The sequence below is a fragment of the Micromonospora sp. D75 genome (assembly GCF_018070405.1).
Classification (GTDB): Bacteria; Actinomycetota; Actinomycetes; order Mycobacteriales; family Micromonosporaceae; genus Micromonospora; species Micromonospora chalcea.
In genome coordinates this window covers 1-8692 of sequence record NZ_JAGPXV010000215.1, presented here as the reverse complement: position 1 = coordinate 8692, position 8692 = coordinate 1, and the positions used below count along the sequence as shown (strand labels likewise).

General features: G+C 69.9%; 10 protein-coding genes and 2 tRNA genes. 8 read left to right on the top strand and 4 right to left on the bottom strand.

From position 1 onward, the window contains the following. Positions 1-195: hypothetical protein (locus tag KBX39_RS15070; RefSeq protein ID WP_210871136.1), on the top strand; the 195-nt coding region annotated here is incomplete at its 5' end. Positions 196-214: 19 nt separating this feature from the next. Here the strand turns inward: KBX39_RS15070 and KBX39_RS15065 are convergent. Further along, positions 215-412 (bottom strand): hypothetical protein, encoded by a 198-nt coding sequence (locus KBX39_RS15065; RefSeq protein ID WP_064448630.1) that lies wholly within the window; start codon positions 410-412, stop codon positions 215-217. 164 nt (positions 413-576) lie between these two features. Further along, a tRNA-Gly gene (locus tag KBX39_RS15060) sits at positions 577-650 on the bottom strand. A gap of 265 nt (positions 651-915) precedes the next feature. Here KBX39_RS15060 and KBX39_RS15055 point away from each other — a divergent pair. The 5 genes from KBX39_RS15055 (at position 916) to clpX (ending at position 5498) form a co-directional block, all read left to right on the top strand. Further along, positions 916-989 (top strand) — tRNA-Pro (locus tag KBX39_RS15055). Positions 990-1138: 149 nt separating this feature from the next. Beyond that, positions 1139-2485 (top strand): trigger factor, encoded by a 1347-nt coding sequence (gene tig, locus KBX39_RS15050; protein WP_210871135.1) that lies wholly within the window; start codon positions 1139-1141, stop codon positions 2483-2485. Between the two features lie 175 nt (positions 2486-2660). Next, positions 2661-3302 carry an ATP-dependent Clp protease proteolytic subunit gene (locus KBX39_RS15045; RefSeq protein WP_013288035.1) on the top strand — a complete coding sequence of 214 codons (642 nt, stop codon included), beginning with the start codon at positions 2661-2663 and terminating at the stop codon, positions 3300-3302. A 14-nt stretch (positions 3303-3316) separates the two neighbouring features. Beyond that, the gene (locus KBX39_RS15040) at positions 3317-3979 is read left to right on the top strand and encodes an ATP-dependent Clp protease proteolytic subunit (protein ID WP_013288034.1); all 663 of its coding nucleotides are present in this window, start codon (positions 3317-3319) and stop codon (positions 3977-3979) included. A gap of 226 nt (positions 3980-4205) precedes the next feature. Beyond that, positions 4206-5498, top strand: a complete 1293-nt coding sequence (gene clpX / locus KBX39_RS15035; protein ID WP_018786885.1) for an ATP-dependent Clp protease ATP-binding subunit ClpX — start codon at positions 4206-4208, stop codon at positions 5496-5498. A gap of 23 nt (positions 5499-5521) precedes the next feature. On the opposite strand, the gene KBX39_RS15030 is transcribed toward clpX, so the two are convergent. After that, entirely contained in the window at positions 5522-6145 is a 624-nt protein-coding gene (locus tag KBX39_RS15030) for a helix-turn-helix domain-containing protein (RefSeq protein ID WP_113974832.1), read from the bottom strand. A 41-nt stretch (positions 6146-6186) separates the two neighbouring features. On the opposite strand from KBX39_RS15030, the gene KBX39_RS34070 reads away from it, so the two are divergent. Next, positions 6187-7020, top strand: coding sequence for an EamA family transporter (locus KBX39_RS34070; RefSeq protein ID WP_104115220.1), 834 nt, complete (start codon positions 6187-6189; stop codon positions 7018-7020). Between the two features lie 39 nt (positions 7021-7059). Further along, on the top strand, positions 7060-7857 hold the full coding sequence (locus KBX39_RS15020) for a carbon-nitrogen hydrolase family protein (RefSeq protein ID WP_210871133.1): 798 nt from the start codon (positions 7060-7062) through the stop codon (positions 7855-7857). 6 nt (positions 7858-7863) lie between these two features. Here the strand turns inward: KBX39_RS15020 and KBX39_RS15015 are convergent, their stop codons facing one another. Then, the gene (locus KBX39_RS15015) at positions 7864-8085 is read right to left on the bottom strand and encodes a hypothetical protein (protein ID WP_013288029.1); all 222 of its coding nucleotides are present in this window, start codon (positions 8083-8085) and stop codon (positions 7864-7866) included. Positions 8086-8692 lie beyond the last annotated feature (607 nt).

The window sequence follows — 8692 nt, the reverse complement described above, 5'->3', positions numbered from 1 at the left end:
GGCCACGCCGATCACACGACTGTGGTCTTCCCCGGCGCCGACCACAGCATCCGCGTCTACACGGGCGACGGACCCGCGCAGGTGAAGGAGGGTCGCTACACCCCTGCCGAGCGGGCACCGGGCTTCGACGAACTCGTCGTCACCTGGCTGCGGCGCCGCCTGCCGGCGACCGACCTGGGGTACGCGGCGCGCTGATCGCGGCATGGGCGGGTGCTCACGCGGGGAACCACCTCCACTGCCCCTCGGAGACGACCTCGACGGCGCTCAGCCCGACCCAGACGGTGTCCCGCAGCGACGGCATGAGGTCCGCCAGCCCGGACTGCCGCATCCGGTGGACCCAGTGCTCCTCGCCGATGTTCGGTAGTGCTGACAGTTCGAGTACGCCCAGCGGCCTCCTGCGCGTAGCGGTCATGACGCTCTGCCCGGTGTCCGGAGATCGGTGCGCAGGAATGCTGACCGGATCGGTAACGAAACCCGTCGCTGTCGACCGGGGGCTGCGGATGGTCGCAAGATCCGCCCCACGCAAGCGAAAGGCCCAGGTGCCGCAATCATGCGGTCTGCCTGGGCCTTCGTGGGTGGAGCGGGCGACGGGAATCGAACCCGCACCGTCAGTTTGGAAGACTGAAGCTCTGCCATTGAGCTACGCCCGCGAGCGCCCCACCACAGCAGGGCGCGCCGACAGCGTACCCAATCCGGGTTGGCGCCGCGAAGCGCATACCCCGCGCTCGCCGCGGACCGTCAAGATCCACACCACCTCGGCGAGGTGGCGCCTTCCCGGGCCCTCGGACCCAGCCACTTCCCCGAACTGGCGGCCCAGCGGCGGCTCGGCGGCGGCCCGGCGGCGGCCCGCCGACCGCCGCGCCGCGCCCCGGTCACCCGCGCGGGGGACCGGACGGCATACACTCTTCGTCGCCACGGGGTGTGGCGCAGCTTGGTAGCGCACTCGCTTTGGGAGCGAGGGGCCGTGGGTTCAAATCCCGCCACCCCGACTGTCGTTCGCGACCGGATCGTCCCGGGAACCGCCGGTTTTTTCCGCGCGGTGCCCGGGCCCTGCCGATGCCGTCGGCCGGCTCGCCTACACTCGATGCGCGCAATCACGCCCCAGAATCAACACCCAGATCCGTCAAGGAGTACGCCTGTGAAGAGCACCGTCGAGACTCTGAGCCCGACGCGCGTGCGGCTCGCCATCGAGGTGCCGTTCGTCGAGCTCGAGCCGAGCCTCAAGAAGGCGTACCGGGAGATCGGCCAGCAGGTCCAGGTTCCCGGCTTCCGCCGGGGCAAGGTTCCCAGCGCGGTGATCGACCAGCGGGTGGGCCGGGGGACCGTCCTCAACGAGGCGATCCAGGAGGCCATCCCGCAGAACATCCTCGCCGCGGTCCGGGAGCACGACCTGAAGACGCTGGGCCGTCCCGAGGTCGACATCACGGAGTTCAACGACGGCGACTCGCTCAACTTCACCGCCGAGGTGGACGTCCGGCCGGAGATCACCCTGCCGGACCCGGCCACCATCGAGGTGACCGTCGACGAGATCGAGATCGCCGACAGCGAGATCGACGAGCAGATCAACAGCCTGCGCGAGCGTTTCGCCACGCTGAAGACCGTCGAGCGGGCCGCCCAGGAGGGCGACTTCGTGCAGATCGACCTGAACGCCACGGTCGACGGTGAGGAGGTCCCGGGCGGCTCGGCGAGCAACATCTCGCACGAGGTGGGCAGCAAGCAGCTCCTGCCGGGTCTGGACGAGGCGCTGGTCGGCCTGGCCGCCGGCGACAGCACCACCTTCACCACGCAGCTCGTCGGTGGCGACTACGCCGGCCGCGACGCCGACGTGGCGGTGACCGTCCGCACGGTCAAGGAGAAGGAGCTCCCCGCGCTCAACGCCGACTTCGCGCAGATGGCCAGCGAGTTCGACACCATCGACGAGCTGCGCGGCGACCTGCGGGAGCGGATCACCCGGGGCAAGCAGGTCGAGCAGATCTACGCCGCCCGCGACAAGGCCCTGGAGCAGATGGTGGCCGCCGCCGAGGTGCCGGCGCCCGAGGGCGTCGTCAAGGAGGAGGTCGAGAGCCGCAAGGCCGCGATGGTCGACCAGCTCGAGCGCATCGGCGCCTCCCTGGAGGAGTACCTCGCGGCGGAGGAGAAGACCGAGGAGCAGATCGACGCCGAGCTGACCGAGGCGGCGACCGACGGCGTCAAGATCCAGCTCCTGCTGGACACGCTGGCCGACGCCGAGGACGTGCAGGTCTCCGACGACGAGTTCGGTCACGAGATCGTGCACCGGGCGCAGCGCGCCGGCATGGCCCCGCAGCAGTACTACGACCAGCTGGTCCGCTCCGGCGCCGCCGCGGCCGTCTTCGGCGACGTCCGCCGGGGCAAGGCGCTCGCCGCGGTGATGGAGAAGATCAAGATCAAGGACTCGGCGGGCAACGAGGTCTCCCTTGACGCGCTGCGGGCCCAGAACGAGGCCGAGCACGACCACCAGCACTGACCGTCGGGGGTGTCGGCCGCCGTCCCGCGCTGTGCGCCGGGAGGCGGCCGAAACCCTTTCCGGGGTACGCCGTGCGGGTGACTGCGCTGAGAGCGAACAGTGCCCCGACCGGGAGTACGCCTCCCGGCTGAGCGGTTAGTGTCGGGTAGGACGGTACGGAGAGCGAAGGGCTGCCATGACCGACATGCACATCCCCAAGAAGTCGCTCCGGGTGAACGAGGCCCGCGGTGGCGACTCCATTGGCAACCTCGACGACTCGGTCTACAACCGGTTGCTCAAGGAACGGATCATCTTCCTGGGCAGCGAGGTGAACGACCAGGTGGCCAACCGCATCTGCGCGCAGCTCCTGCTGCTCGCCGCGGAGGACCCGGACCGCGACATCTTCCTCTGGATCAACTCGCCGGGTGGCTCGGTCTACTCCGGCATGGCGATCTACGACACCATGCAGTACATCGACAACGACGTCTCGACAGTGGCGATGGGCATGGCGGCCTCGATGGGCCAGCTGTTGCTCTGCGCCGGCACCAAGGGCAAGCGTTACGCCCTGCCGCACGCGCGGATCATGATGCACCAGCCGTCGGGTGGCCTCGGCGGCACCGCGTCGGACATCGCGATCCAGGCCGAGCAGATGCTCTACACCAAGCGGATGTTCCAGGAGCGGGTCGCGTTCCACACCGGCCAGTCCCAGGCGCAGATCGAGGCCGACTCGGACCGCGACCGTTGGTTCACCGCCCAGGAGGCCATGGACTACGGCTTCATCGACAAGGTGATCATCGGGGCCGCGCAGGTTCCGGATGGCGCCGGGACCCTGAGCTGACCGAGGAGCTGACGATGACCGACCTGAGCCTGCCGCCCCAGTTCGCGGCCGTGCACAACCGCTACGTCCTGCCGTCGTTCGTCGAGCGCACGTCGTACGGGATGAAGGAGTCCAACCCGTACAACAAGCTCTTCGAGGACCGGATCATCTTCCTCGGCGTGCAGGTGGACGACGCGTCGGCCAACGACGTGATGGCCCAGCTGCTGACGTTGGAGGGCACCGACCCGGACCGCGACATCATCATGTACATCAACTCGCCCGGTGGCTCCTTCACCGCCATGACGGCGATCTACGACACCATGCAGTACGTCCGCCCGGACATCCAGACCGTCTGCCTCGGGCAGGCGGCGAGCGCGGCGGCGGTGCTGCTCTCCGCGGGCACCCCGGGTAAGCGGATGGCGCTGCCCAACTCCCGGATCATCATCCACCAGCCGGCCACCGAGGGCGGCTACGGCCAGGGCTCGGACATCGAGATCCAGGCGCGGGAGATCCTGCGGATGCGGACGCAGCTGGAGGACATGCTGTCCCGGCACTGCAACCGCCCGATCGAGCAGGTTCGCAAGGACATCGACCGTGACAAGATCATGACGGCCGAGGAGTCCAAGGAGTACGGGCTGGTCGACACGATCCTGACCAGCCGCAAGAAGGGTCTGCTGGCGTCGCACGCCGCGGGCTGAGCCACGTGTGGTCGGAGGTCGGCCGGGGTATCGTTCCCGGTCGACCTCTGACACACCGGTTTTGGGGGTCGGAGAAAACCCGGCCACCGGGTAACGTCGGGTCTGTACCGCTCCGCCGGTCGGATCGGTGGAGCCGACAGCATGGTGGAACGACAGGACGGACGGGCGCTCCGGCGCTCGCAGGTCAGGGCCGGCGTTCCGGCCGATGAGTGCAGGGAGAACGTAGGTGGCACGGATCGGTGACGGCGGCGACCTACTGAAATGCTCGTTCTGCGGCAAGTCGCAGAAGCAGGTCAAGAAGCTCATCGCGGGCCCTGGCGTCTACATCTGCGACGAGTGCATCGATCTCTGCAACGAGATCATCGAAGAGGAGCTGGCCGAGTCCGGCGAGGTGAAGTGGGAAGAGCTTCCCAAGCCGATGGAGATCTGCCAGTTCCTCGACAACTACGTGGTGGGTCAGGAGCAGGCCAAGAAGGCGCTCGCCGTCGCGGTCTACAACCACTACAAGCGGATCCAGGCCGAGGCCGCCGGCGCCCCGGGCTCCGGCACCGACGGCGTGGAGCTGGCCAAGTCCAACATCCTGCTGCTCGGCCCGACCGGCTGCGGCAAGACCCACCTGGCGCAGACGCTCGCCCGGATGCTCAACGTCCCGTTCGCCATCGCGGACGCCACAGCGCTCACCGAGGCGGGCTACGTCGGCGAGGACGTCGAGAACATCCTGCTGAAGCTGATCCAGGCCGCCGACTACGACATCAAGCGCGCCGAGACGGGCATCATCTACATCGACGAGGTCGACAAGATCGCCCGCAAGTCGGAGAACCCCTCGATCACCCGTGACGTCTCCGGCGAGGGCGTGCAGCAGGCGCTGCTGAAGATGCTCGAAGGCACTGTCGCCAACGTGCCGCCGCAGGGCGGGCGCAAGCACCCGCACCAGGAGTTCATCCAGATCGACACCACTAACGTGCTGTTCATCTGCGGTGGCGCGTTCGCCGGGCTCGACCAGATCATCGAGGCCCGCACCGGCTCCGGCGGCACCGGCTTCGGCGCCCGGCTCCGGTCGGTGTCCGAGCGGTCGACCGACGACATCTTCAGCCAGGTCATGCCGGAGGACATGCTGAAGTTCGGGCTGATCCCCGAGTTCATCGGCCGGCTTCCGGTGATCACCAACGTGCGCAGCCTCGACCGCACCGCGCTGGTGCGGATCCTGACCGAGCCGCGCAACGCGCTGGTCCGGCAGTACCAGCGCCTGTTCGAGCTGGACGGCGTCGAGCTGGAGTTCGAGCAGCCCGCGCTGGAGGCCATCGCCGATCAGGCCATGCTCCGCGGCACCGGCGCCCGCGGCCTGCGGGCGATCATGGAAGAGGTGCTCCTCTCCGTGATGTACGAGGTGCCGAGCAACCCCGACGCGGCCCGGGTGCTGATCACCCGCGAGGTCGTGCTGGAGAACGTCAACCCGACGATCGTGCCCCGCGAGTTCACCGGCCGGCGCCGGCGGGACCGCGAGGAGAAGTCGGCCTGACCGCCGTCGCGACCGCGCCCGGGTCAGCTCGGGCGCGGTCCGCGTGAACGGGTCCGCCGGTCCCACTCGCCCGACGGGGTGACCACCACCATCATCAGGCGCACCGGCTCGTCGCCGGCCGTCCGGTAGCCGTGCTCCCGGTCGGCGTGGAACTCGACCGTCTCGCCGGCGCGTACCTCGTGGTCGACGCCGTCGACGGTGACTGTCGCGGCGCCGTCGAGCACGTGCAGGATCTCCCGGGTGCCGTGGGCGTGGTCGGGGGAGCGCAACGTCTCTCCGGGTTCCATCCGCCAGTCCCACAGCTCGACCAGGTCGGGTTCGCCGAGCCCACTGAGCAGACGCGCCAGGCCGCCGTGCGGGCCGCGCCACAGCACCGGCGCGTCATCGGCAGCGCTGACCCGTACCGTGCTCTCCTCGGCCGGCTCCAGCAGCCGGGCGATGCTGACGCCGAACGCGTCGGCGACCCGGCAGAGCGTGCCGATGCTCGGGTTGGTGCGGGCACCCTCGATCTGCACGAGCATGCCCTTGCTGACGCCGGACCGGCCGGCCAGTTCCTCGAAGGACCAGCCGCGGGCGGCTCGCAACTCACGTACCTGCCGGGCGACCGCTGAGGTCACCGCGCCGACCCGTCCGCTTGCGTCGGTCATCACACTGTCCTTCACGGTCACTATTATGGTACGACTGCGATGTGCTCCCCATTGTCCTCGCCGCCGTCTCGGCGCTCGCCTTCGGCACGGCCGACTTCTCCGGCGGCAAGGCGTCCCGATGGGCCGACCCCATCGCTGTCACCGTCGTGTCGCAGATGCTCAGCATTCCGCTGCTGGTCGTGCTCGTACTCGTCGTGCCCGGCACCCCGAGCGCGCTCGACCTGGGCTGGGGACTGCTGGCCGGGGTGGCGGGCGCGGGCGGCGTCATGCTGCTCTACCGCGCGCTGGCCACCGGCGTCATGGCCGTCGTCGCGCCGGTCACCGCGATCACGGCGGCGATCGTGCCGATCGTCGCCGGCCTGGTCCTCGCCCATTCCCCGGGTGCGGTGGCGCTGGGCGGCGCCGGGCTCGCCGTGGTCGCCATCGCGCTGGTCAGCCTGGGGGAACGCGGTGCCGCACGCCGCGTCTCCGGCCGCGTCCTGGCCATGGCACTCGCCGCGGGACTGCTCTTCGGCGTCTTCTTCGCGCTGCTCGGCCAGGCCGACGAGAGCGCCGGCATGTGGCCGGTTCTGGCGGTACGCGTCAGCTCCGTCGCGTTCGGCCTCGCGCTCGCCGCGCGTACCGGCACTCGCCTGCGCCTCGGGCGGCGGGTGCTCGGCTGGGCCGCGGCCGCCGGCCTGCTCGACTCGGCAGCGAACGCGCTCTTCCTCGCCGCCGCCGGACGCGGCCACCTGAGCGTGGTGGCCGCCGTCGCCTCGCTCTACCCGGCGAGCACCGTCCTGCTCGCGCTCGCCGTCGACCGGGAACGGCTCCGGCCGGTGCAACTGGCCGGACTCGGCTTCGCCGCCGCCGCGCTCGTGCTGTCCAGCGTCTGAGCCCTGTCGCGCGCCCGCCTGCGCCCGTACCCTCGGGTCATGCGCGTCGCAGTCTGCCAGCTCAACGCCCGCGACGACCGGGCGGCGAACCTCGCCGCCGCCGAGGCCCTGCTGGTCAGGGCCGCGGCGGCGGGCGCCGACCTCGCCCTCCTTCCGGAGTACGTCGACTACCTCGGCCCCGACGACCGGATGCCCCCGGCGGAGCCGGTCGACGGCGAGGTGGGGCGGTTCTTCGCGGCGGTCGCCCGGCGGCTCGGCATGTGGGTGATCGCCGGCTCGTTCCACGAGGCCGGGCCGGACCCCGCGCACACCTGGAACACCTCGCTGGTCTTCGACCGCGAGGGCGCGCTCGCCGCCACCTACCGCAAGATCCATCTGTACGACGTGGAGATCCCCGGCCGCGTCTCCTACCGGGAGTCGGCAACCGTCGCGCCCGGGGAGAAGCCGGTGGTGGTCGACGTCGAGGGCCTGCGGGTGGGCCTGTCCATCTGTTACGACCTGCGGTTCCCCGAGTTGTACCGGCAGCTCACGACCGACGGCGGCGCCGAACTGCTCGTCGTGCCGGCCGCGTTCATGATGCACACCGGGCGGGACCACTGGGAGGTGCTGCTGCGGGCCCGGGCGATCGAGAACCAGTGCTTCGTGGCGGCGGCGGGCCAGACCGGTGATCACGACCCGGGCCGGACGTGCTTCGGCCGGAGCATGGTGGTGGACCCGTGGGGGACAGTGCTGAGCCAGGTCGCCGACGGTCCGGGACTGGCGGTCACCGAGATCGACCTGGAGCGGATGCGGACGATCCGCGCCGAGCTGCCCAGCCTGGCCAACCGCCGGCTCTGACCGCGGTCAGCCTCCGAACAGCAGGCCCAGGGCGGCGATTCCGGCGATCGCCGCCGCAGTGACCAGCAGGGCGGTGGTCATCCGGGAGGGGCCGCGCCGGGCCAGGCGTCTGATCGACAGCACCAGTACGGCGAGCACGACGGCCCCGATCACCAACTGCCAGAACGGCAGCAGGAGGCCGAGCAGAGCGTCCTCGGCGACGGCCGGGACCGGGGACGGGTCATCCATGCCGACCACTCTGGCACGGGGCCGCCGCCGGGGGATCCCTTCCGCGGGTGCTTTCCGGCCGGTATCGGCTGCGCGCGCTCCGCTCGGGCAATGACGATCATTGATTTGCCTTCCACGGCCGGTCCGCGTAACTTTCTCTCTGCACGCGGGAGGCCGGGGCAAACCGGCCGAGAACGGGCGCCAGGCTGGTGGCGGCGACGCCGAGCCAGACTGAGATTCGGGCGGTGCTCGACACTCCGGGACACGGAGTTGCGAAGGCGAAGCCGACCGGGTAGAGTTCGAAAGCCGGCAGGGAGCCGGGCGGGTGGTCGCGAAAGCGACGCCGGCCGGTCCGCCGAAACCCACGAGAGCCACGAACGCCGGAAACGGCGAGCGTCAGCGTGGGTCTGGTCGAACCAAGTTGATCACCTCGGACACGAGGTTGACGTCGAACGTGAGACCGAGTAGGTTGGAGAGGTTGCCCCAAACGGGGGCTCCGCAGCGCGGGGTTTCTGGTTGGTGTGTGGTTGTTCTTTGAGAACTCAACAGGGTGCTTGTAAAGCCAGTGCCAATTGTTTTATACCCCGGACTGGTGGCTGTTCTTTGGAATGGTTGCTGGTTGGGATTC

Excerpts from the sequence above, each read along its gene's own strand:
- KBX39_RS15065 (WP_064448630.1), bottom strand. The coding sequence starts at position 412 with ATGACCGCTACGCGCAGGAGGCCGCTGGGCGTACTCGAACTGTCAGCA.
- KBX39_RS15045 (WP_013288035.1), top strand. The coding sequence starts at position 2,661 with ATGACCGACATGCACATCCCCAAGAAGTCGCTCCGGGTGAACGAGGCC.
- KBX39_RS15040 (WP_013288034.1), top strand. The coding sequence starts at position 3,317 with ATGACCGACCTGAGCCTGCCGCCCCAGTTCGCGGCCGTGCACAACCGC.
- KBX39_RS15030 (WP_113974832.1), bottom strand. The coding sequence starts at position 6,145 with ATGACCGACGCAAGCGGACGGGTCGGCGCGGTGACCTCAGCGGTCGCC.
- KBX39_RS15020 (WP_210871133.1), top strand. The coding sequence starts at position 7,060 with ATGCGCGTCGCAGTCTGCCAGCTCAACGCCCGCGACGACCGGGCGGCG.
- KBX39_RS15015 (WP_013288029.1), bottom strand. The coding sequence starts at position 8,085 with ATGGATGACCCGTCCCCGGTCCCGGCCGTCGCCGAGGACGCTCTGCTC.